Annotated in this window: 22 protein-coding genes; 7 read left to right on the forward strand and 15 right to left on the reverse strand. The window is 40.7% G+C overall.

What is annotated here, in order from left to right; all coding sequences use genetic code 11:
- Nucleotides 1-23 precede the first annotated feature (23 nt).
- The 6 genes from ACEQ1T_RS05875 to ACEQ1T_RS05900 all read right to left on the reverse strand — a co-directional run bounded on the left by ACEQ1T_RS05875 (nucleotide 24) and on the right by ACEQ1T_RS05900 (nucleotide 7967).
- On the reverse strand, nucleotides 24-992 hold the full coding sequence (locus ACEQ1T_RS05875; protein WP_206838745.1) for a PstS family phosphate ABC transporter substrate-binding protein: 969 nt from the start codon (nucleotides 990-992) through the stop codon (nucleotides 24-26).
- Between the two features lie 240 nt (nucleotides 993-1232).
- Nucleotides 1233-3416 (reverse strand): peptidoglycan D,D-transpeptidase FtsI family protein, encoded by a 2184-nt coding sequence (locus ACEQ1T_RS05880; protein ID WP_370222072.1) that lies wholly within the window; start codon nucleotides 3414-3416, stop codon nucleotides 1233-1235.
- A gap of 130 nt (nucleotides 3417-3546) precedes the next feature.
- A complete protein-coding gene (locus tag ACEQ1T_RS05885) occupies nucleotides 3547-4764 on the reverse strand; it encodes an MFS transporter (protein ID WP_206838748.1) in 1218 nt (405 codons plus the stop codon).
- A gap of 139 nt (nucleotides 4765-4903) precedes the next feature.
- On the reverse strand, nucleotides 4904-5512 hold the full coding sequence (locus ACEQ1T_RS05890; RefSeq protein WP_206838750.1) for a superoxide dismutase: 609 nt from the start codon (nucleotides 5510-5512) through the stop codon (nucleotides 4904-4906).
- Nucleotides 5513-5720: 208 nt separating this feature from the next.
- A complete protein-coding gene (locus tag ACEQ1T_RS05895) occupies nucleotides 5721-6203 on the reverse strand; it encodes a DUF456 domain-containing protein (RefSeq protein WP_206838752.1) in 483 nt (160 codons plus the stop codon).
- Between the two features lie 156 nt (nucleotides 6204-6359).
- The gene (locus ACEQ1T_RS05900; protein WP_211202507.1) at nucleotides 6360-7967 is read right to left on the reverse strand and encodes a Na/Pi cotransporter family protein; all 1608 of its coding nucleotides are present in this window, start codon (nucleotides 7965-7967) and stop codon (nucleotides 6360-6362) included.
- Between the two features lie 257 nt (nucleotides 7968-8224).
- Between ACEQ1T_RS05900 and ACEQ1T_RS05905 the strand changes: the two genes are divergently transcribed.
- From ACEQ1T_RS05905 to ispG, 3 genes are all read left to right on the forward strand, one after another.
- On the forward strand, nucleotides 8225-8995 hold the full coding sequence (locus ACEQ1T_RS05905; RefSeq protein ID WP_206838757.1) for a DUF1189 domain-containing protein: 771 nt from the start codon (nucleotides 8225-8227) through the stop codon (nucleotides 8993-8995).
- A gap of 172 nt (nucleotides 8996-9167) precedes the next feature.
- The gene (locus ACEQ1T_RS05910) at nucleotides 9168-9494 is read left to right on the forward strand and encodes a hypothetical protein (protein WP_206838758.1); all 327 of its coding nucleotides are present in this window, start codon (nucleotides 9168-9170) and stop codon (nucleotides 9492-9494) included.
- 117 nt (nucleotides 9495-9611) lie between these two features.
- Complete coding sequence (gene ispG, locus ACEQ1T_RS05915) at nucleotides 9612-10724, forward strand: flavodoxin-dependent (E)-4-hydroxy-3-methylbut-2-enyl-diphosphate synthase (RefSeq protein ID WP_370222091.1); 1113 nt, start codon at nucleotides 9612-9614, stop codon at nucleotides 10722-10724.
- 98 nt (nucleotides 10725-10822) lie between these two features.
- Here the strand turns inward: ispG and ACEQ1T_RS05920 are convergent, their stop codons facing one another.
- Nucleotides 10823-11149 (reverse strand): hypothetical protein, encoded by a 327-nt coding sequence (locus ACEQ1T_RS05920; protein WP_370222092.1) that lies wholly within the window; start codon nucleotides 11147-11149, stop codon nucleotides 10823-10825.
- A gap of 416 nt (nucleotides 11150-11565) precedes the next feature.
- Here ACEQ1T_RS05920 and ACEQ1T_RS05925 point away from each other — a divergent pair, with 416 nt between their 5' ends.
- The gene (locus ACEQ1T_RS05925; protein ID WP_206839300.1) at nucleotides 11566-12162 is read left to right on the forward strand and encodes a hypothetical protein; all 597 of its coding nucleotides are present in this window, start codon (nucleotides 11566-11568) and stop codon (nucleotides 12160-12162) included.
- A gap of 101 nt (nucleotides 12163-12263) precedes the next feature.
- Here the strand turns inward: ACEQ1T_RS05925 and ACEQ1T_RS05930 are convergent, their stop codons facing one another.
- From ACEQ1T_RS05930 to ACEQ1T_RS05940, 3 genes are read right to left on the reverse strand one after another with little or no spacing between them, the layout of a single operon-like run.
- Nucleotides 12264-12677 (reverse strand): Fur family transcriptional regulator, encoded by a 414-nt coding sequence (locus ACEQ1T_RS05930; protein ID WP_206838764.1) that lies wholly within the window; start codon nucleotides 12675-12677, stop codon nucleotides 12264-12266.
- 48 nt (nucleotides 12678-12725) lie between these two features.
- Nucleotides 12726-13574, reverse strand: coding sequence for a metal ABC transporter permease (locus ACEQ1T_RS05935; protein WP_370222074.1), 849 nt, complete (start codon nucleotides 13572-13574; stop codon nucleotides 12726-12728).
- On the reverse strand, nucleotides 13571-14359 hold the full coding sequence (locus tag ACEQ1T_RS05940) for a metal ABC transporter ATP-binding protein (RefSeq protein ID WP_370222075.1): 789 nt from the start codon (nucleotides 14357-14359) through the stop codon (nucleotides 13571-13573). The genes ACEQ1T_RS05935 and ACEQ1T_RS05940 overlap by 4 nt, the downstream gene beginning before the upstream one ends.
- Before the next feature lie 159 nt (nucleotides 14360-14518).
- On the opposite strand from ACEQ1T_RS05940, the gene ACEQ1T_RS05945 reads away from it, so the two are divergent.
- Complete coding sequence (locus tag ACEQ1T_RS05945; RefSeq protein WP_019382849.1) at nucleotides 14519-14773, forward strand: DUF2624 domain-containing protein; 255 nt, start codon at nucleotides 14519-14521, stop codon at nucleotides 14771-14773.
- Between the two features lie 69 nt (nucleotides 14774-14842).
- On the opposite strand, the gene ACEQ1T_RS05950 is transcribed toward ACEQ1T_RS05945, so the two are convergent.
- Together ACEQ1T_RS05950 and ACEQ1T_RS05955 are read right to left on the reverse strand one after the other, a co-directional pair.
- Nucleotides 14843-15736 (reverse strand): deoxyribonuclease IV, encoded by an 894-nt coding sequence (locus tag ACEQ1T_RS05950; RefSeq protein WP_370222076.1) that lies wholly within the window; start codon nucleotides 15734-15736, stop codon nucleotides 14843-14845.
- 25 nt (nucleotides 15737-15761) lie between these two features.
- Nucleotides 15762-17072 carry a DEAD/DEAH box helicase gene (locus tag ACEQ1T_RS05955; RefSeq protein ID WP_206838772.1) on the reverse strand — a complete coding sequence of 437 codons (1311 nt, stop codon included), beginning with the start codon at nucleotides 17070-17072 and terminating at the stop codon, nucleotides 15762-15764.
- 319 nt (nucleotides 17073-17391) lie between these two features.
- On the opposite strand from ACEQ1T_RS05955, the gene vrrA reads away from it, so the two are divergent.
- A complete protein-coding gene (vrrA, locus tag ACEQ1T_RS05960; RefSeq protein ID WP_370222078.1) occupies nucleotides 17392-17961 on the forward strand; it encodes a VrrA/YqfQ family protein in 570 nt (189 codons plus the stop codon).
- A gap of 170 nt (nucleotides 17962-18131) precedes the next feature.
- Nucleotides 18132-19082: a 4-hydroxy-3-methylbut-2-enyl diphosphate reductase gene (locus ACEQ1T_RS05965; RefSeq protein WP_206838774.1), complete on the forward strand. Its 951-nt coding sequence runs from the start codon at nucleotides 18132-18134 to the stop codon at nucleotides 19080-19082.
- Between the two features lie 41 nt (nucleotides 19083-19123).
- On the opposite strand, the gene ACEQ1T_RS05970 is transcribed toward ACEQ1T_RS05965, so the two are convergent.
- The 3 genes from ACEQ1T_RS05970 to cccA all read right to left on the reverse strand — a co-directional run bounded on the left by ACEQ1T_RS05970 (nucleotide 19124) and on the right by cccA (nucleotide 21466).
- On the reverse strand, nucleotides 19124-20239 hold the full coding sequence (locus ACEQ1T_RS05970; RefSeq protein WP_370222079.1) for a Nif3-like dinuclear metal center hexameric protein: 1116 nt from the start codon (nucleotides 20237-20239) through the stop codon (nucleotides 19124-19126).
- A complete protein-coding gene (locus tag ACEQ1T_RS05975) occupies nucleotides 20236-20943 on the reverse strand; it encodes a tRNA (adenine(22)-N(1))-methyltransferase TrmK (protein WP_206838778.1) in 708 nt (235 codons plus the stop codon). Before ACEQ1T_RS05975 ends, ACEQ1T_RS05970 begins: the two co-directional genes overlap by 4 nt.
- A gap of 157 nt (nucleotides 20944-21100) precedes the next feature.
- Nucleotides 21101-21466, reverse strand: coding sequence for a cytochrome c550 (cccA, locus tag ACEQ1T_RS05980; RefSeq protein ID WP_009332985.1), 366 nt, complete (start codon nucleotides 21464-21466; stop codon nucleotides 21101-21103).
- Nucleotides 21467-21640 lie beyond the last annotated feature (174 nt).

Raw genomic sequence — 21640 nt, forward strand, 5'->3', positions numbered from 1 at the left:
CCGTTTTCAACACTTCTTGAAACTTACTTCAATCCGTTCAAAGCATCTAGAGAAGCCTGGATATCTTCATCAGATAATGGAGCAAATCCAGTTTCTGCTGCAACATCCTGTGCATTTTCCATAGTATAGATAGCATAATCAAGCACTTGCGGCTTTTCTTTAGCCATATTTGTATTCAGGTATGTGAATACAGGGCGAGTAAATGGAGCATAGTCTCCGTCTTCTTTGATTGTGTCTAATGATGGTTCAACTGGTCCATTGCCAAAGTCTACTTTTACTGCCGACAATTTATCTTTGTTGCTGTCATAGTATCCATAGCCAAAGAATCCGATAGCGTTTTTATCTTTAGATACAAGATCCACTAAAGTTGAGTAGTCCTGCTGTAAGTTGATATTTTCAGGAAGGTCCTGTTCTTCAAGAATATTTTCAAACATAAATTCGTAAGTGCCATGGTTTTCATTTGGGCCATAAGTTTGAATTTCTTCATCCGGGAAGTCAGGGCGAACATCTGACCATTTTTTCTTTCCTGCACTGGCAAGGAAGATATCGACAACTTCTTGCTGTGTAAGCTCAGCAGCCCAGTCATTTTCTTTATTAATTACAATTGTTATACCATCTAAAGCAACCTTCATTTCCTGGACATCAATTCCAAGATCTTCTGCTTGTGCTTTTTCTTCATCTTTAATTGAGCGGGAAGCATCATTAAAGTCAGTTCCGTCTTCCGCAAGAAATTTCTTGAAGCCTGCTGAAGTTCCGGAGCGGCTAACTTCTACAGAGACATTTTCCTGTTCTCCCATGTAGTTTTCAGCCATGCGTGCCATAAATGGATAAACAGTTCCAGAACCATCTATCACTACACTGCCTTCCAGCTCTTCACCAGTTTCGCCATTTCCGCTTGTACCTTCATTTGTATCTCCGCCTCCGCAAGCTGCAGTGAATGCCATTACAGCCGCCAGCATTAGTAAAAGGCTCATTTTTTTAAGACGTTTCATTCCTGAATTCCCCCTAAGAAAATTGGTTGTTTTGTCCTACGAGTATTAGAATAAGGGTTGACTGTTAACGCCGTTTTAACTGTTTGTAAAGCTTTTGTAAATGTGGACGATTCTTGTGTAATTATGTCGAATAAGAGGTATAACATGAATTTATCTTTCCATCATAGCCGGTTTGCAATTCATATAATGAGGTGAAATAAAAAAAACTGCCTCCCTAAATGGGAGACAGTTTAGCAACACTTATTCATCCTCTTCCTTGCGGGCATCTTCCTGTCCTTCAAGTACTTCATCTATATTTTCCACTTTTTGAACAGATTCTTCACTATCACTGCCCTTTTTTTGGCGTTCCTTTTTAAGATCAAAATAAGCATCCAAAACGCGTTCGCCAATTTCTTTATTGGCTCCGTGATCCACGCTTCCCTGGTAAGCCCATGGAACTAATACCGCCATGGCTACCTCAGGATTTTCAGACGGAGCATAGCTTACAAGACTTAGGTTCATGACCTCAGGCGGCTCTTTGCCAAACTTGCTGCGCTCTGGTCCATCGTAAAATGCCTCGGCAGTTCCAGTTTTCCCCGCCGGCTTATATTCCTTACTGCCAAACAAACCGTATGCTGTTCCGCCTTTTTCCTGCATGACTCTGCGGAAGCCTTCCTGGACCCGGTCCATCCAGCCATCTTCAAGCTCTACCCGATTAAGGACTTTCGGCTCCATTTCCTGCACAATAGGTCCAAGTTCATTATTTTCCATCAATGGCTCACGGATTTCCTTTACTATATGGGGCTCCATTCTGTTTCCGCCATTGGCTATGACCGAAACATATTGGGCAAGCTGCATATTGGAATAGGTATCGTACTGGCCAATCGAAAGGTCAAGCATAAAACCAGGAAGGTTGCTCATTCCCTTAAAGCCTGTTTGCTCATTTGGCAAATCAATTCCTGTCCGTACTCCAAGCCCAAATTGAGCGAAGGAATCCCTTACAGTACTAAAGGCTTGCTCATCTATCCACAATGGCTTTTCATACTCATATTTTCCGCCGCCGATATCGATAACAGTTTCAAACATATAAACATTCGATGAGAATTTAAGCGCATTGATATCATTTAAAGGGCCAAAATTTCTCCAGGATTTTTTTACAGGTGTTCCTTTAATTTTTAGAGGCCGGTCATAAAAAACGGTCCCCGGAGTAATAGCACCTGTTTTATATCCGGTAAGAATTGTAGCACCCTTCACAGCAGAACCGACATTATAAGTAGTAGTGATATTGCCTAATGCATCGTCCTGCATGACTGATTGGCCTGTCTCTTTATCCTTTACAATCTTTTTGCCGGCCATTGAAAGAACCTCTCCGGTATGAGGATCCATCAGCACTACATATGCTCTGTCCAGTAGTGCAGTACCTGCAGATGCTTTTGCTTCACGCAATTCCTCTTCAATGATTTTCTCTACTTCCTTCTGAAGATCCATATCAATACTCAGAACAAGATCCTTTCCTCTTTGTCCATCAGTGATGGGTACAGTTTCAAGGACATTACCGGCTTTATCTGTAATATTTTTCACTTTTGCCTTTTGGCCGTGTAGCACTTCTTCGTATTGCATCTCAATATAACTTTTTCCTACACGGTCATTACGGCTGTAATCACGGGCCATATAGTATTCAAGCTGTTCGGCCGGCAGCCCTTCGTCAGAGCTTGTCACATTACCCAGCACAGATTTCAAAGTATCTCCGAAGGCATAATACCTTTCCCAGTCGGTTGTTGTATCAACACCCTGAAGAATTTGAAGATTTTCGCTGACAACCGCGAATTCCTCAGGAGTGACTTCTTTATTTTTGACAATTTGCGGTGTTAATGCATATCCGCTTGTAAACTCTCTGTAGATGGCAAGTACTTCAAGATCATCTTTTGACAATTCGTTTAATTCATCTTCTGTAATTCGATCCAATGTGAGCTGATACATGGCCTTGTCCAATTCTTTCTGATCGCCTTCGTACTTCTTTTCAAGCTCTTCTTTGTCTCTTTTAGAGATCTTTTTTTCAGCCTCTTCAGGATTTTTCATAATCCAGTAATCTTTCTTATCTCGTTCCTGAACTTTTTCGGTATCTTTGTGTATGAGCTTGGCCAGCCTTTCTGCCACCTCAAGCATTTCGTCCTGCTTGTATCCATTATTAGTAAATGTGATGGCATTTTGCGGTGTATTATCGACAATCACCTGGCCATTTCTGTCAAACATCTTTCCTCTCGGTACCGGGCTGTTGACTGTAACATCTTCCGTTCTTTCAATCTCCCGCTTATAATCGTCACCGTAAACAATCTGAACCATCCCAAGCCTTAGTATCAGCATGGAGAACAATAAAAACACAGCAAAGAAGAGCATATTCAGGCGGAAAGGAACATGGGTCTTCTTCTTTTTCTTCCTATTCAAAATTACGCACACTTCCTTTAAAAAAGTCTCATACTCCCATTCTAAAAGAAAATAGCAATAAATTCTATAAAGAACCCTTTTTCGACAGAGATATTTTTCTGGTAAAAAAAGAGAGAGGAATTCCTCTCTCTCACGCAGACTGAAATTGTATTTTCCTGACGAAGAAATAGATGACCGAATGCCCTGCACCTATGATTAAGAGCAGAATAGGAATGCTTTTTTCTTCATTGAAAAAAGATACCGCAGCTAAAAAACCTAAAATGGATACCATCCGTCCTGCATTTAAAAAGATCTCCCTTACTACGATATACTCAATTCTCATCTCTGCAGCCTTCCAGCCTCTGCCAATGACATCATATGTTAATGAGATATATGGCACAAGCAGGAGCGGATAAGCAATAGCAATAGTGGCTGCATACATCAGCAGCTTTGGATACGTAACCTCAAAAACGATAAAGAATATAGCACCATACAGTAATAGCCCGCCTATAAGTATGGCCCTTTTCCGATACTCCTTCTTTAAAAGCCTTGATACAAGAAAATACCCCAAAAAAGATATACTTGAGTTGACCAATCCGTATGTACCAAGAGCCAGTTCACTGCCAGTTGAAATAAAAACATAAACTGATATGACAAAAATAAAAGTTCCCTCTCTAAGACCCTGAAAAAAATGGGCATTCGTAATCATTCGCCAGTTCAGACTGTTTTTTCGTTCTGCAAGGATTCTTCCAAATAAATACCTTCCGTCAGCCGGCCGCCTTTTAAGAAAAAAGCTTAAAAAGACAGCTATTGAAAAAAGTGTCAGGGAGATGCCGAAGATAACGGAATAGCCTGTGAACTTTTCCATCCTTGAAATAATGAAACCCGCTGCTATCGGTCCAATCATACCCCCAACGGATGTTAGTATTCCAAGGAACCCATTAAAGAAATCGCGATTCTCCGGCTCAGTTATTTCAAAAGTGAGTACATTGAAAGCAAGCCAGTAGAACCCATACCCGACTCCCAGCAGAGCCCCTAGAAGCAATAGAAATTTTGAGGCATTTGTTCCAATGAAAAGCACTGTCAGATAAAATAGTGCCAAAAAGATTACACCGATTCTCAGTACAATGACACGGTCAATTTTCTTCGCCCATCTTCCTGCCAGGATAAACGTTAAAGGCTGAAGAACCACAATGGCCAGGTTATATAAAGCAAGATCGCTGAACTCACCAGACTGCTTCCAGAGATAAATATTTACAAATGTGTTGGAAAGGGCAGCACTTAAAGAATAAAGCCCCCCTATAAATAAAAGCAATGTTAAATCTTTCGTTAAATCGACATCACCGATCAGTTTTTTAAATCTGCTCATAAAAAAACTCCCCTTTGGTTCTAAGGGTAGTCTCCTACAAAGCAAGTGCGGTTATGCAATGATTTAGAAATTAACAGAATAGCTCTTTATTCCTAAAAAAAAAGCACGGCAGATGTAAACCGCCGTGCTTTTTGATTTATTATTTTGCTGCGCTGTAACGCTTAGAAACTTCATCCCAATTAACAACATTCCAGAAAGAATTGATGTATTCAGGACGGCGGTTTTGATATTTTAAGTAGTAAGCATGCTCCCAAACATCAAGGCCAAGGATTGGAGTCTTGCCTTCCATTAATGGAGAATCCTGGTTAGGTGTGCTTGTTACTTCCAATTCGCCATTGCTTACTGCCAGCCAAGCCCAGCCAGATCCGAAGCGAGTTGTAGCTGCTTTTGCAAATTCTTCTTTGAAGCTGTCATAGCTTCCGAATTTGCTGCTGATAGCGTCTGCTAATTCACCTGTAGGCTCGCCACCGCCATTTGGAGAAATGATCTGCCAGAAAAGAGAATGGTTTGCATGGCCGCCGCCGTTGTTGCGTACCGCAGTGCGAACAGCTTCAGGTACGGCATCCAGGTTAGAAACAACTTCTTCAACTGTTTTAGAAAGAAGCTCTTCGTTTCCTTCTAAAGCATTGTTCAGGTTTGTTACATAAGTATTGTGATGCTTTGTATGATGAATATTCATCGTTTCTTTGTCGATGTTTGGCTCCAATGCATCATAAGCGTAAGGTAATTGCGGTAATTCGAATGCCATAATAAAATTCCTCCCTATGTATCTGTTTTAGTAAGCCCCTGAAACGCTCCAATCATTTATAAAATTCTGATTTTAGAATGTTTCTAAGGTCTTTAGTTTAAGATTACCAAAGTTGGTTTTTTGTTTCAAACAAAATGCTTTGCTACATATATACAATATCCTATCTAGTTTTTATTATTCCATTAAATTCAAACCTTTCAGCAGGTCCTCAAAGGACCACAAATAGAAAATAAATAATCATTATCCCTTGAATTACAGCTTTTGCTGCTGCACTGCTGACAAAGCCGATTACCGATCCGAAACCGATCTTCACTGCATCATTGAAGCTGGTCTTATTTACTGCGAGTTCCGCAATGACAGCACCCAAAAAAGGCCCGATTAATATTCCCAATACAGGGATGACAAATGGACCTGCCAGCAGGCCGATTGTGCTTCCCCAGACACCGGCTTTTGATCCGCCAAACTTTTTTACCCCAATCATATTTGCTAGGTAGTCAGCACCAAATAGCAGCAGGACAAATAGCACCTGAATTGTCCAGAAAAGCCAGTTAAAAGGTTCGAAAGAAAATAGAATTCCATACAGGATAAAACCTCCCAGCAAAAACAGAACACTTGGAATAATCGGAAATACAAGGCCCGCAAAAGCAATAATAAATAACAGAATGATAAGCGTCCAATAAATTATCTCCATGATCAGCACCCTTTCCAGAAAAGCGCAAGCGACTTGCCCACCCCCGAAACCTCGAGGGCGTAGGCTGCTTGCGCTAGACAGTTATCTCACTTCAGAATATATACATTCATTATTAAAATAAATAAGCAAGGGATTTCCCCTTGCTTATTTTACCACTTATTCATCTCCTAAAACAGCTTCAGCAATATTCACAGCATGATCGCCGATACGTTCAAGGTTGCTGACAATGTCTACATACACTATGCCGGCCTGGCCGGAGCAGACTCCTTCATTCAGCCGAAGAATATGCTGTTTGCGAAGCTTTCTTTCCATTTTGTCAATCTCTTCTTCTTTTTTTACAACATGCTCTGCAGCAATTTTATCATTGTGGTCCAGTGCCTGAAGAGCTTCTTTTACAGTAGAAATAGTTAATTTGAACATTTGTTCTAAATCAGCCATAGCTGAATCAGTAATGGACACTTTATTTGCCTGTTTATAATCAATCAGTTCTATTACATTTTCGAAATGGTCACCGATTCGCTCAATATCTCTTACCGTATCCATCAGCACAGTGTGCTCGGCAGACTCATGTGCTGAAAGTGAGCTTGTAGATAACTTAATCAAATAGTCTGTAATTTTGCGGTCAAGGTTATTGATAGCGTCCTCTAACTGGTATGCACTTTCTGAATGTTTTTGATTGCCGGTTTTCAAATATTGAACCGTTTCTTCCAGTCCCCGTACTGAGAATGCTCCCATCCGAAGCACTTCTTCTTTAGCTTGTCCAAGTGCAATCGAAGGTGATTGTTCTATAAAAACAGGATCCAAATGTTTTGCTTTATATTCAGCAACAGCATCTTCTCCCGGAATAAGTTTTGTTACAATCCATGCCAGCGCTGCTACAAATGGCAGCTGAATAAGTGTATTAGTACTGTTGAAAATTCCATGTGCAAAGGCAATGGTCATTTCAGGATTTAAGTTAATTTTCACTTGCAGTGTCTCAATCAATAATGTAAAAGGCTTTAATAAAATCAAGAAGATAGTAGTACCAATTAAGTTAAACAATACATGCACGGCCGCGGCTCTTCTTGCAGCAACAGACGCTCCAATAGCGGCTAAAACAGCTGTAATGGTCGTTCCAATATTGTCTCCAAACAGAACCGGCAAAGCCGCATCCAGGTTAATCAGCTCTTCTGAAAACAAGCCTTGGAGAATACCGATTGTGGCACTTGAGCTCTGAACAATAACAGTAAACACTGTTCCGACAACCACACCCAGAATTGGATTTGAACTCATGCTTACGGTTAAGTCATGAAAAGTTTCCAATGAACGAAGAGGCTTCATTCCCCCGCTCATTAATTCAAGTCCATAGAATAATGCACCAAAGCCAAATACAATCTGACCGACATTATGGACCTTTTTGTTTTTAAAGAAAAACAATAGGATTGAACCTAAAGCAATGATTGGCAAAGCGTATTCCCCGATATCGATTCCAATGATGAATGCAGTAACCGTGGTTCCAATATTGGCTCCCATAATAACACCTATTGCCTGGCGCAATGTCATGAATCCGGCTGATACTAATCCCACTGTAATAACAGTGGTTGCAGAGCTGCTCTGTATAAGGATGGTGACAAGAATACCTGCCAGCACTCCCATTAGAGGATTCGTAGTAAATCTATCTAATAAATCCCTCAGCCGGTCACCAGCTGATTTTTGGAGCCCATCACCCATGAACTTGATTCCATAAAGGAAAATACCAAGCCCGCCCAAAAACTCAAAAAGCATTTGCTGAACATTCAGTTCCACAATTTTTCAACCCCTATAACTGTTTATTCGACATGTTTCATCAAACCCCATACAATTATTAAAGGAAACCCGCAGAAATGTAAACCTGTTATGAACTAAATTTACAATACCTTAACATTTGATCCTTATATTACAAATTTGTTACAAATACAAAAAGGACTTGCAAACGCATTTGCTTGTAACGTCTGGATATTTGGCTAAAATATAATAGTGAATCTCAAAAAGGGTGTGTCAAAATGAATATTATTCTTCAGTTTTATAAAAGCCTGTTTTCTCCTAAAGATATCGCTTTATTTCGCCATCAGGGGATAGGAAAGACTATTTTGTATGTGTTTTTCCTTACCCTGCTTTCAGTACTGCCAACCGTGTTTTATTCCGGTTCGGCAATCATTAATGGCTTAAATGCTATTGATAAAACAATTGACAGTGATCTGCCGGATTTTGAAATTACAGAAGGACAGCTTCACACAGAGGAGGAAGCACCTGTAACCCTCAATAAAGATAATTTTACAATCATAGTTGATTCGACAGGAGCAGTTGACACTACTGTCTTATCAGATAGCGGCAATACGATTGCGCTATTAAAAAATGAGGTCTACATTCATGCTGAAGGACAGAAACAGACATATCCATACACATTGCTGACAAGCCGCACAATTACAAAGGATGACTTATCAGACTTCCTTTCTTCTGCAGAATCCCTTATGCCGATTATTATTCCCTTAATAGCGGTTGTCATTTATATTTTCGCAGCCGGCATTCGATTTATTGAGATATCCCTGATAGCACTTGCAGGTCTTCTTCTCAAAAATGCACTAAGTAAAAAACTGGAGTACCGTCATTTATGGCGCATGTCTGCGTACAGCATTACTTTGCCGACCGTTTTCTTTACTGTAATGTCAGCCCTTCAGACTGTGGTACAAAATGGGGCGATTATTAACTGGTTTGTTTCTCTTATCATTCTCCTCTTGTCCATTAAGGAAATACCATCTCATAGCTCAAAATAAAAACGTGCCAATAGCGCGTTTTTATTTTTGCAATTAAAAAGAGGAGTTATTTTATAAATAAAGCAGTTATTAATGCAGAATAATACAAATTGAGGACTTTTTTTGGTCTAATCATATTCGGACAAGCATACATATTGGGTAAACATGCTATTTGCAGGGGGTTTTGGCCAGTATGAAAAAGCTTGCGGGAGTACTGCTTTCAATCCTAGTTATATATGTAATCTATTATGACCTTGATCATGGCACATTGCCCGCTGGACAAAAGCAAGCACTGGAGGCCAGTACGCTGCCCACAGAAACAGGTGAAACCTATTTTGAAAAAAAGGTCAATCCTGGAGAGACAGTTCTTTCAATTATAGAACTGAACCTTGATGGACCAATTCCTGTTGGCATAGACCAGGTTGTGTCAGACTTCTCGGAATTAAATAATGGAATGCAGCCTGAAGACATTAAATCAGGTAAGACCTATAAATTTCCGAAATATACTCAGGACAACTAATCATCATTCTTGTCAACTTCAGCGGTTCATTGATACAATAAAGTGAACCTTCTCTAACAGCATACATCTCAGCTGTTATATGAAAAGATAAAAAGGAGCGAATCTCCATTGAGTGAAATTATAAATCGCACTAAAACAAGGCCTGTTAAAGTTGGGCCTTTAACAATTGGCGGAAGCAATGAGCTGTTCATTCAGAGTATGACCACTACGAAAACACATGACGTTGAAGCGACTGTAGCTGAAATTAAAAGGCTCGAAGAAGCAGGATGTCAAATCGTGCGTGTTGCCTGCCCGGATGAAAGAGCTGCAAATGCCATAGCAGATATTAAAAAACAAATTAACATACCGCTTGTTGTTGATATCCACTTTGACTACAAGCTGGCATTAAAGGCCATCGAAGGCGGAGCAGATAAAATCCGCATTAATCCGGGGAATATTGGTAAACGTGAAAAAGTTGAAGCAGTTGTCAAGGCCGCAAAAGAAAAAGGAATCCCTATCCGCATAGGTGTAAATGCAGGTTCTCTTGAAAAAAGAATCCTTGAGAAATATGGATATCCTACAGCAGATGGCATGGTTGAAAGTGCCCTGCACCATATCAAAATTTTAGAAGACCTTGATTTCCATGACATCATCGTTTCTATGAAAGCCTCCGATGTTAATTTGGCCATTGAGGCTTATGAGAAAGCAGCAAAAGCTTTTGACTACCCTCTTCATTTAGGTATAACAGAATCAGGCACACTTTTTGCCGGGACTGTAAAAAGTGCTGCTGGACTTGGTGCAATCTTAAGCAAAGGAATTGGAAATACGTTAAGAATTTCACTTAGTGCAGATCCCGTAGAAGAAGTTAAAGTTGCCCGCGAACTTCTTAAAGTGTTTGGTTTATCCTCCAATGCTGCAACACTGATCTCCTGTCCGACATGCGGAAGGATTGAGATTGACTTAATCAGCATTGCGAATGAAGTGGAAGAATATATTCAAAAAATTAAAGCGCCAATTAAAGTTGCTGTATTAGGCTGTGCTGTTAACGGGCCTGGAGAAGCGAGAGAAGCTGATATCGGCATTGCAGGTGCCCGCGGTGAAGGCCTCCTGTTCCGCAAAGGCCAGATTGTAAGGAAAGTTCCTGAAGAAACAATGGTTGAGGAGCTTAAGCTTGAAATCGACAAAATCGCCGAAGAATATTTTGCCAAACAGGAAGAAGAAAAAGCAAAGGCAGAAAACCTGCAGCCATAAGGTAAGGCGATTGCTGCCCGCTTTCGAGAAGTTCAAAAATCTATAGAAAAAGCCTGGCACCAAATAAATTTGGGAGCCAGGCTTTTTTTCTTCTTTTTCTAAAAAAACGGCAGAATGAACATACCGACAATAATGGAAATTGCCCCTATTGCAATCGCCCAGCCACCAAGGCTTTCTGAGCCCCTCCGGCGTGCGATAAAACCAAGGACAATTCCTGTTGCTCCAAAAAGAACCGGCAGCACAAACAAAGATAAAATGGAAAGTGCCAGGGCTGCATATCCGACACCTCTGCCGGCTGCAGCTGTTTCATTTTCTCCATCCCTGTCCACTGATCTATTATAGACACCCGGAGCTGCTATTTCGGCAGAGGTTTCCTCAGAATAATCTGCATGAACTGCAGCTTCGTTTTCAACTTCCCGATCCAGCGATCTGCCGTAGACACCAGGCGCTGCTATTTCGGCAGAGGTTTCCTCAGAATAATCTGCATGAACTGCAGCTGTTTCATTTTTCTCTTCCCGATCCAGCGATCTGCCGTAGACACCTGGAGCTGCTATTTCGGCAGCAGCTTCTTCAGAATAATCTGCATCTGCTTCGCCAACCCGCTCACTGTATCGAAGGTCATACTCTTCATTCCTGCGCTCTTGGTCTGCCATCATGATCCCTCGCTTCCTTTGCTGTGTTACTAAAAAGTACTGCTTAATGGAGCATTAATAGTGTTTGCGATATAAGACTTTTTTAAGATGTAAATGTTTAACTTTCAAACCTGCTCAGGCAACACTCTTTTGCAAGGCTGGGACTTTTGTTAAGATAAGGGATATATGCATTAAAGGAGATCATAATGATGAAGAAGCGTTTTGGCATTGATATTGACGGAACGGTTACTTGCCCTGAAGCCATGGTTCCATATTTAAATGAAGCATTTAATCTGAATATTACTTTAAGTGATATTAAGCAATATGATTTAACACCCTTGGTAACGATATCAGAAGAGCAATTTGCAGATTGGTTTTATGAAAATGAGCCCATTATATACAAAGAATCTCCCATTGCAGAAGGCGCAAAGGAAGCTTTGACAAACTGGAAACGCAAGCATGAATTGTATTTTATAAGCGCCAGGGGTTCTCACCTGCAGCAAATAACAGAGGAATGGTTTCTAGAGAACACATTGGAGTTCGATCATATTGAACTGATCGGGAGCCATGATAAAATCGAAGCTGCAAAAAAATATGAGGTGGATATCTTTTTTGAAGACAAGCATGATAATGCGGTCATGATTCACGAGGCCTGCGGAATTCCTGTCATCCTATTCGATACACCCTATAACCAGGAACCCCTTCCCAATGGCGTCATTAGAGTCAGAAACTGGCAGGAAGCGAATACATGGGTGGAAGACTGGCTGCAGGAACAAAAGCGGAAGGATCAGATGAACTCCAACTAAAAACGCCATGTCCTGTGGCGGACAATTGGAGCCAGCATATCCTATTTGCAAAAAGAAGCATGAGGCTATAGTAAATAGCTCCATGCTTCTTTTTTATTACTTTATTGAAAACATTCCGGGCACTTCCCATAAATTTCGAACTTATGTCCAGATACATCATAACCCCTCAGATTTTCCTGAACCTGTTTCATGGGACAAACTTCGATTTCTTTCGTCTTGCCGCAATCCAGACATATAAAATGATGATGATGGTGTTCATGTGAGCAAGTAAAGCGGAAGTGTTTTTCTCCTGATAGCTCTGTCATTTCAAAAATATCCAGATCCACGAATAAAGATAAGTTTCTGTAGATGGTATCAAAGCTGAGTCCAGGGTAGTTATCCTTCATTTTTTCCAGAACATCTTTGGCCGTTAAATACTTATCACTGTCAGCAAATAGCTGAAGCATCTCTTCTCTCTTCCCTGTATGCTTATAGCCTTTATCCTTCAAAAGCTGCATGGCTTCATCAACATTCATTTTTTACACCTCATTTTTTGCTCTGAGTTAATCTCGGATAGAAGTCATTTACATTTTTGCCGGCCTCATGCCTGCAATTTTTTTAAGCAAGATTGTCACAATCAGTATTAACACGGCAATCATGACGATTGTTCCGCCTGGAGCTAAATCTATATAGTAGGAAATCGTCAGTCCGCCTAAAACTGAAATTTCACCGAAAAGCATGGACAGGAAAATCGTCTGTTTGAATCCTTTTGCAATTCTGATACTTGCTGCAACCGGCAAAGTCATTAGCGATGAAACCAATAAAATTCCCACTATTCTCATGGAAGCAGCTATTACCAGAGCCACCATGACAATAAATATGAAGTGGACACTTTTAGCAGCTATTCCAGATGCCTTGGCATGCTCTTCATCAAATGACAGCAGAAATAATTCTTTATAGAGCAGCACCACAAGTGCAATAACAAACACGCTGATGATTAAAATCGTCCATAAATCCAGCCGGCTGACTGCACTGACACTGCCAAACAGATAACTGAATAAATCAGTATTGAACCCGTCAGCGAGTGAAATGAATATTACACCGAGCCCAATGCCTCCAGATAAAATAATAGGAATAGCAAGCTCCTGATAATGTTTATAAACAGCCCTCAGTTTTTCAATAAACAATGACCCGGCTACTGAAAAGGCCATCCCCATATATAACGGATTCAACCCGCTCAGTCCGATAAATTTCTTTTCAAGCAGCAGGCTTGCAGCGATGCCGGCAAGTGTTACATGACTTAAAGCATCGGCAATTAAAGACAGCCTTCTGACAACAATGAACACACCCAGGAGAGGAGCAATGATTCCGATGATAATTCCAGTTAAAAAAGCATTTTGTAAAAATTCATATTGAAGGATTCCTGCAATCATCTGCCTTCTCCTTTATCGTGGTGATGATGGTCATGATTATGTGTTAGAACATGTACATCGTGCCCGTAAATCTCTGACATTTCATTAATATTTAAGCTTTCAAATTCTGATGTATTTCCATGGAAATGCAAATTCTTATTCAGGCAAGCCACATGGGTAACTTTATCAGAAATTGTGCCAATGTCATGTGTAACCAGCAATAGAGTAATGCCAAGCTTCTTATTTAAATCATCTAGCATCCCGTAGAAAGACTGGACATTTTTCACATCTACGCCTACTGTCGGCTCATCCAATATTAATAATTTTGGGTCGCTTACCAATGCGCGGGCAATGAAAACCCGCTGCTGCTGCCCTCCTGAAAGCTCGCCTATATTGCGTCCGGCAAACTCTTGCATGCCAACAGATTCAATAGCATGAAGAACTTTTGCCTGATCTGCCTTGCCCATAAATTTAAAAAGACCCAGCTTCTTTGTAAGGCCGCTTGAAACGACTTCAAAGACCGTTGCCGGGAATCCTGTATTAAATGAATTTGCCTTTTGAGAAACAAACCCAATGTTCTGCCAATCCTTAAAACGGCTTATTTCCTGGCCAAACAGTTTGACGCTCCCCTTCTGCACTTTAAGCAAATTCAGTACAAGTTTTAGCAGGGTTGATTTACCTGACCCATTCGGACCGACTATTCCGAGGAAATCCCCTGAATTAATGGTCAGATTAATATTCTCAAGGACATTTTCTTTCTCATATCTATAAGAAACATGATCTATTTCAATAATTGGCTGTGCCATTTTTATCACCTTACATATTAAGAATCATTACGATTTACTAACACAGTATACAGGAACCTTCATTTAATGTAAAGGTACATGCTTATTTATGGGGATTTCAAAACTTATTGTCACTATTCACATCCTTAGCTCATAAAGTACTGAGGAGGAGTGATGAACATGAAAATATTCGAAAACATCATTAATCACAAATTAAGCAATATTACAGCAGATGAATTATTAAAATATGGAGAGCAGTTTAACATCAGGATTACAAAAGCGCAGGCGCAGAAAATTGCAGACCATTTGAGAGGCAAGCAAGTAAACATCTTTGATGATCGGGAACGGACTAAAATAATCAAGGAAATTGCCAGGATTGCCGGCCCGGAAACTGCAAGGGAAGTAAACAGGCTTTTTTTGCAATTTACAAAATAGGCTTAGCTTATAATACTTAATTTCTCAAGCAAAAAGCTGTGCAATCTCGGGCACAGCTTTTTGCTTTGATTATCCAGCCATAATGGCTTCTAATAGATTTTCATTGAATTCCTGGCTGCGCAGCATATTAATTTCATGCTTATAAGGCGCTTTTTTATTGTTTTTATCTTCACCAACATAAGGAGTCTCCAGAATTTTAGGGACATCCTGTAATTGCGGATGATGAACAATGTAGTTTAGAGCACTGAAGCCAATGTGGCCAAATCCGATATTCGCATGACGGTCTTTACGCATTCCGCGTTCATTCTTACTGTCATTAATATGCAGCACTTTCAGGCGGTCAAGACCAATAATCTTATCGAATTGTTCCAATACACCATCGAAATCATTCACAATATCATATCCTGCATCATGCGTATGGCAAGTATCAAAGCATACAGATAAATGGTTGTTATAATGGACTCCCTCTATAATCATAGCCAGTTCTTCAAAGGATTTTCCGCACTCCGAAACTTTTCCGGCCATGGTTTCAAGTGCGATCTGTACGTTTTCTTCGCCATTTAAGACTTCATTCAAGCCTTCAACGATTTTTTTGATGCCTTCCTCTGTTCCTGCTCCTACATGTGCACCAGGATGAAGAACAATCTGCTTAGCTCCAATTGCTTCGGTGCGGTCGATTTCAGAGCGAAGGAAATTAACGCCTAATTCAAAAGTTGAAGGGTTTGAAGTATTCCCGATATTGATAATATATGGAGCATGTACAACAATATCAGCAATCCTGTTCTCTGCCATATGCTTCAGCCCGGCCTCAATGTTCAGATCTTCAATTTTTTTTCTTCTTGTATTTTGAGGGGCTCCTGTATAGATCATAAATGTATTGGAGCCATATGAAACAGCTTCTTCACTTGCTGCTAAAAGCATTTTTTTTCCGCTCATGGACACATGTGATCCAATTTTCAGCATGACGATACCTCTCCCTTTTACAATATTATTTACGCTTTATTCTTCTTTCGCGTTTTTTTATTTTGTCCATTTCCCATTTCATTTTCTTTTTGTAGCCAGGTTTTACTTTTTTCGGTTTCTTTACTAGTGATGCAGCTTTTTTATCAATGTCATCTGTTTGTTTCTGTCTTGTTTTTCGCTTATTGCGATTATCCAGGTCTGTCCATTCACCTTTTTGCAAGTCTTTGTGCTGAAATTCTAATCCCATTTTTTCAAGTCTGTTCAATGCATCTTCATCGGAAGTCTCATATATCGTCAAAGCAATTCCCGAGAATCCCGCACGCGCTGTCCGGCCAACCCGGTGTATATAAAAATCAAGATCCGTCGGAAGTTCATAATTGATTACATGGCTGATCCCCTGTATATCAATACCGCGGGCTGCCAGGTCTGTTGCCACAATATATTGAAACTCAAGGTCTAGAATCTGCTTCATCATTTTCTTCCGTTCACGAGGGTTGAGGTCTCCGTGAATGCGTCCGACTTTTAGGCCTTTGCTGATTAATCCATCTGCCACTTCATCTGCCTTTTTCTTGGTGTTCGTAAAAACAATGGCTAGGTACGGATTAAATGAAGTCAATGCCTGATAGACAAGTTCCACTTTGTTCCGGTGTCTGGACGGCAGAAGCCAGTGCTCGATATTGGCTGCTGCTGCCTGCTTCGGCTCAACGTGAACAAATTTTGGATTTTCCATATATTTTTTCAGGAAAGGCTTAAGCTTCTCTGGAATGGTAGCTGAGAATACAAGCATCTGCAGCTTTTCCGGCATCCTTGCTGCAATCTGATCAACATCTTCAATGAATCCCATATCAAGCATTAAATCTGCTTCATCCACTATGAGAATTTCAGCAGTATGCACAAACAATGCCTGTTCTTTTACAAGATCATTAATCCTTCCCGGTGTGCCTACAACCACATGAGGCTGTTTTTTCAGTTTTTCAATGGTTCTCTGCTTATCCGTTCCGCCAATATAGCAGCGTGCAGTTATTTCTTCTCCTTCGGGACAATGCTCTGTAACTTTGAGAATTTCATGATAAATCTGATTGGCAAGTTCTCGGGTTGGAGCTGTAATAATAGCCTGAACCTCCTGGCGGGAATAATCAACCTTTTGGAGGATAGGAAGCACATATGAGTGGGTTTTTCCTGTGCCTGTCTGAGACTGGCCTATTGCGCTTTCACCCTTCAGCACGGCAGGAATCATTCTTTCCTGTATTTCTGTCGGTTCGTAAAAGCCAAAATCTTTAACCGCTTCTATAATAAATGGCTTTAAGTTAAATCGGTCAAATTTCGTTTCGTTCATATAAAAACTCCTCAATTATTCAGATTCACCTCAGTTCAGGTTTCATCCGATACATTTATTAGTCAAGTAAGATCTACTAGTTTCAACTGACACCTTGCTGGTTCCGAGCTTTTCTTACATCCTGTTATTATAATAAAGTTTCCTGCAAATAACCACTCATACAGGCATTTATATTTTTATGATAAGCTTTTTGGGCGATTTTAATAAATAAATTGGTTTCTTCTGCTTTATGCCTAAACCAAAATGGGATAAACGCATACTTTATTATATGAAAATTTATTATGAAGCAGAAATGTGCAATGAAAGGAGGCAAATGGATATGATGCCAGGATCAAGACGCCCTATGCGCGGAGGAATGCCTCCCCATCCTTTTATGACCCCGATGCAGGGCAGACCTCCCATGGGACCAATGATGGGCGGTCCTCAGGGAATGAAACGCGGTGGAGGCGGGGGCGGATTGCTCTCAAAAATATTGGGAAAAGGCAATGCTCAGCCTTCAGTTGGGATGGGGGCTGCCAGAGCGGCAGGAAGCTCCCCCGCAGGCGGAGGCATACTGCAGGCAATAAGTAATCCTTCTTCCATAAACGGCTTTTTAACGAACACTCAAAAGGTTCTAAATACAGCACAGCAAATTGGGCCAATGGTTCAGCAATATGGTCCGCTGGTCAGGAATCTTCCTGCTATGTGGAAACTTTATAGAGGTTTGAAAGATGCCCCAGAAGCTGATGAGGCTGCTTCTGAATCAAATGAGAAATCCAATCAGGCCAAAGCAGAGAAAAAGAAGCCGGATTCACAGGGCAAAAAAATAAAAAAGGCACCTGTCGCTGAAAAGCCAGCCGCCAAATCATCTTCAGCAGAAGGTATTTCCAAACCGAAATTATATATTTAAAGAAAAGGATGCTGAGGCATTCTTTTTTTGCTTTTCATTAAGAAGAATTACTCCTTTTGTAATATCGGTTTATCTCTTATATAATAGAGATGCAATATGGGGTTTTTTGCGCATTAGAAATAGAACTCACTTCAATTCAGATATAAGCTTTCATTAGGGAGGATAAACAGATGAATGTCATAAAAATCTCTCCTCGGGGCTATTGTTACGGTGTGGTGGATGCAATGGTTATTGCGAGAAACGCTGCACTTGATCCATCATTGCCAAGACCCATCTATATTTTGGGTATGATTGTGCATAACAAACATGTAACAGATGCTTTTGAAGAGGAAGGAATTATTACACTTGATGGGAAAGACCGCAAAGAGATCTTAAATAAAGTCGATAAAGGCACTGTCATTTTTACAGCACATGGCATCTCTCCTGAAGTGCGTGAAGCTGCCAAACAAAAAGGCCTTGTGACAATCGATGCTACGTGCCCTGACGTAACAAGAACACATGATTTAATCAGGGAAAAGGAAAAGGAAGGTTTTCAAATTATTTACATCGGCAAAAAAGGCCATCCTGAACCTGAAGGTGCAGTAGGTGTAGCTCCTGATGCAGTCCATTTAGTGCAGACCATTGAGGATGTGAATGAACTTAGCATACAGGCTGATAAGATACTTGTGACTAATCAGACTACAATGAGCCAATGGGATGTCGTACATGTAATGGATCAGATAAAGGAGAAATATCCTCACGCTGAGTTCCACAAAGAAATCTGCATGGCTACTCAGGTGCGCCAGGAAGCTGTTGCAGAACAAGCTGGCCAGGCTGACGTTTTAATCGTTGTGGGGGACCCGAAGAGCAATAACTCTAATCGTCTTGCACAGGTATCAGAAGAAATTGCCGGTACAAAAGCCTACCGCATTGCTGATATAACTGAACTGGATGTGAATTGGATTAAAGATGCATCGACAGTTGCAGTTACAGCAGGAGCCTCTACACCGACACCGATCACGAAGGAAGTCATCACATTCCTGGAACAATTTAATCCCGGTGATGAATCCACATGGTCACGCGAGAAAAAAGTGCCGTTAAATAAAATACTTCCTAAAGTAAAGAAGCCTGCAAAGCTATAATCAAAAGAACCGGTCCCATTGGTAGACCGGTTCTTTTTGAGTCAAACAAACTGAAATGGATCCGTATGAATTTCAGAAGGAAAAATGGATACGCTATACCCTTTTTCAGAACACATCTGTGCTAATTTTTGGGTAACTCCTTTTTTCATTACTTTTTCAACATTATGACCGGGGTCGACAATGTTAAGGCCCATCATCATAGCATCATGAGCCACATGGTAATACATATCACCCGTTACATATACATCTGCACCTTTCATCTTTGCTGACATGAAGTATTTATTTCCATCTCCGCCCAAAACAGCGACTTTCCTGACCTTTGACGAGGGGTCACCTACTACCCGAACTCCATCCACTTCAAGTGTATGTTTTACATGCTCCGCAAATTCCTTAAGAGTCATCTCGCTGACTTCTCCAATTTTGCCAAGCCCCAGAACTTCCCCCTTATTTTCAAGCTTATAAATATCATAGGCAACTTCTTCATAAGGATGGTTTTTGAACAGGGCCGACAGCACTTTTTTTTCTATATGTTCAGGATAAATAGTCTCAATGCAGACTTCTTCAACTGTCTCGAGCTTACCCTGCTGGCCGATATGCGGATTAGCTTTCCCATTAGGTTTAAACTGCCCCGTTCCACGGGAGGCAAACGAACAATGACTGTAATTGCCAATTGAACCTGCCCCTGCGTTTCCAAGCGCTTGCCTTAGTGACTCAGCATTTCCTTCAGGTACAAAAACAGCGAGCTTTTTCAATTCAGTTTCATATGTCGGATATAATACTTCTGTATCGGTTAGCTTCAGTGCATCAGCAAGCATATCATTGACCCCGCCTTTGGCGATATCCAAATTGGTATGTGCTGCATACACGGCTATATCATGTTTGATAAGCTTTTCAATAATTCTTCCTGACGGAGTATCCGTTGAAATTTTTTGCAGCGGCCTATAGATTAACGGATGATGAGCAATAATCAGCTGCACCTTCTTTTCAATTGCCTCATCAACGACTTCTTCCAGCACATCAAGAGCAATCATGACATTTTCAACGGGGGTGTTAAGCCTTCCGATCTGCAGGCCGACTTTGTCTCCTTCCATCGCATATGCTTTTGGGGAGAACTGCTCAAATAATTGGATAATCTCATGTCCATTTATTTTTTTCACTGTTCGAGTACCTCCTCAGCCATTTTAATTTTCTCTTTTAACTCCTGTTTTCTCTTTTCTGTTTCGCTGGAGTGTGCGGCTTTATCAAGCTGCAAAAGGATTCTCTCCCAATTTTTCATTTCACCGAGCCACTTGTTTTGAAACACTTCGGATTTTTGCTCCATAAGAAAAGGGCCCATCAGCAAACCTTGTTCTATATTTTTGTAAGGTTTTAATGGCTCTCCTTTTTCAGCTGCAAGGATTTCATAGATTTTTCCATCTTCTTCAAGAATTTCTTCGGCTATTAGCTCCCATCCATTTGCAATCAGCCAGGTTCTAATCGAGATGGCACTTAAATTCGGCTGGAGGATAAGCCTCTGCACTGAAGCAAGTTTGCTCTTCCCATCTTCAAGTATGCTCGCAATTAAAGCGCCTCCCATGCCCGCAATGGTAATGCAGTCAACTTCACCTGGACTAATTACTTCAAGACCGCTCCCTTTTCTTACGGAAATCTGATTTTCGAGGCCTTCCATTTTTACCTGTTTTTTGGCTGATTGATACGGCCCTTCCACAACTTCGCCAGCAATGGCAAAAGGGACAATGCCTTTCTTTATTGCATAGCATGGCAAATACGCATGGTCTGAGCCTATATCAGCTATTCGTGCGCCATGGGGGATATAATTTGTTACAGCTTCAAGCCGATTTGATAATTTCTCTGTATTCATTCTGTCACCACTTATTTATGTATTGTAAAAAGCACATAGCGCATGCCTATCTGCTCTTCCTGGGAGAAAAGCTAAAAAAGCTATCGTAAATTGCGATAGCCTTTCTTATAGTATAAAAAAAGTCCTTTACATATGCAAAGGACTTTCATTATAGGTATTACTTAAGGCCTGCTAACCATTCAGCCATTTCGGCAGCTTTGTCCTGAGGCACTAATCCTGGAGGCATTGAGCCTTTACCGTTTACTACGATATTCGCGATATCATCTTGTGATAAACGATCGCCTACACCTGTTAGAGCAGGACCGACTCCACCTTGATATTGGTCACCGTGACATCCGATACAGCTCTTCTGGTAAATTTCTTCAGGGGTTGCAGCTGCAGTTTCTTCAGTTTCAGCACCGCCGCCTTCCTGTTCTTTTGCAAGCTCTTCCATATCGCCAAGACCTTTAAAAGATACAAGGAACATTGCTACCACACCAAAAACCATAATTAACACAAATGGAATGATTGGATTGCGATTCATGATTTAACCTCCCTTATGTAAGCACATTCAGTTTAAGTAAGTATACAAACAATCTCTATTTTACTTTAAAAAAGTCAGAAGGAAAAGCCCTATTGTAAACTTTGTCAAATCTTGTTCATAAAATGGACAAAAACTCCATCCTGAGGGTGGAGTTTTTTGTTAATTATTTTAACC

The sequence above is a fragment of the Cytobacillus sp. genome, from assembly GCF_964223445.1.
Classification (GTDB): Bacteria; Bacillota; Bacilli; order Bacillales; family Cytobacillaceae; genus Cytobacillus.